The 1,753-nt window shown below is 60.8% G+C and carries 3 protein-coding genes; all 3 read left to right on the top strand.

What is annotated here, in order from left to right; genetic code table 11:
* The coding region (locus OXG98_06915) for a glutamate synthase-related protein (protein MCY3771734.1) at positions 1-391 on the top strand (391 nt) is incomplete at its 5' end.
* 5 nt (positions 392-396) lie between these two features.
* Positions 397-648, top strand: a complete 252-nt coding sequence (locus OXG98_06920; protein MCY3771735.1) for a sarcosine oxidase subunit delta — start codon at positions 397-399, stop codon at positions 646-648.
* Positions 635-1,753: FAD-dependent oxidoreductase (locus OXG98_06925; protein MCY3771736.1), on the top strand; the 1,119-nt coding region annotated here is incomplete at its 3' end. The genes OXG98_06920 and OXG98_06925, both read left to right, overlap by 14 nt.

The following is a 1,753-nucleotide window of genomic DNA, read 5'->3' on the forward strand; positions in this document are numbered from 1 at the left end:
CGTTTATATCGGCACTGCGGCTCTAATCGCACTGAACTGTAACAAGCCGCTGTACGTGGACGATTATCATGCCATCGGCGCCGAGCCCTACGCCTGCCATCACTGCCATACCGGCCGCTGCCCGGTCGGCATTACGACGCAGGACCCGGAGTTGATGAAACGGCTGGATATTGACGCGGGCGCCGAGCGGGTTGGCAACTTCTTTAACGCCATGACGCTGGAAATCCAAATGCTAGCCCGCTCCTGCGGGAAGTCGGATGTGCATGCCTTAGAACCTGAAGACCTGCGCGCCTTGACGCTGGAGTCCTCCATGATCACCGGGATTCCCCTGGTTGGAACCAACGTGGTCTTTGCCGGAGGACCGGGCTGGAAACCGTCGTCCGAACGGTAGTCTCCATGTCGTTTCTTCTGGCCTGTCCCAACTGCGGTGAGCGGAGCGTGTACGAGTTTCGCTCGGGCGGGGAGTTCCGGCAGCGCCCATCCGCGTCGGTTTCGTCACACGAGTGGGCGCGCTACCTGTATCTCCGAAAAAACGAGGCCGGTGAGACGACCGAGTGGTGGTATCATCAGTTGGGCTGTCGGCGCTGGTTCTTGGCCGTTCGTGACACGCGTACAAATCTCGTCAAAGAAACCTATGAGCACGACTAGACTCCCGCCCCACCCGGCTCACGTCATCGACCACGAACAAACCCTGACCTTCTCCTTTGCCGGGGAACGCATACAGGCACGGGCGGGCGATACCATCGCCTCGGCGCTCTACGCCGCGGGCCGGCGGACTTTCAGCCGGAGTTTCAAATATCATCGCCCGCGCGGGCTGTTATGCGGCGCGGGGCAGTGCCCGAACTGTCTCATGAATGTGGACGGCACCCCCAGCGTCCGCGCCTGTACCGAACCCGTCCGGCAGGGCATGCGCGTCCAGCCACAGAATGCGTGGCCCTCGCTCAGGCATGACCTGTTGTCCATTATTGACCGCTTCGACTGGCTGCTGCCGATTGGCTTTTATTATAAGACTTTTATCCGTCCGCGTTTTTTCTGGCCGTTGGCGGAAAAGTTTCTCCGCCGAGCCGCCGGCTTAGGAGAAATCAATACCCAGGCAAAGCCAAAAGGCGGCTATGACCACGAGTACCGCCACACCGATATTACGGTTATTGGCGGTGGACCGGCCGGTCTGACCGCAGCGTACGAGGCGGCCAACCTCGGCTGTCAGGTGACGCTGATTGACGATCAGCCGGAACTCGGGGGTCACTTGCGGTTTCAGACCGGGACCTACGAGAACATCGGCGAGCAGAGCGGCGTAACCGGCTTCGCCCTCGCCCGGACATTGAGGGATCAAGTCACGTCACAGCCGAACGTTGATATTCTGTCGTCCGCCACGGTTTTTGGTGGCTATGAAGGCGAGCTGCTGGGCGTCATGCAGGCCAAGCGGCTGATTCATCTGCGCACCCAACGCGTGATTATTGCTACCGGGAGCCACGAATATCCGGCCGTTTTTGCAAATAATGATTTACCCGGGGTCATGCTCGGCAGCGGTGTCCGGCGACTGCTGCACCTGTATGGCGTACAGCCCGGTACCCGAGCGGTGGTGGTCTGTCACGATGACACGGGCTGGACTCTTGCCGGTGAGTTGCTCAGTGCCGGTATCCGGGTCGCGGCGGTGGTGGACTCTCGCTATAGACTGCCGGACGCTCCGGATGGAGAACAGCTCCAGCGCAGCGGCGTCGAGGTGCTCACCTCCTACGCTATCCAGGCCGCC

It is taken from the genome of Gemmatimonadota bacterium (genome assembly GCA_026706345.1).
Classification (GTDB): Bacteria; JAAXHH01; JAAXHH01; order JAAXHH01; family JAAXHH01; genus JAAXHH01.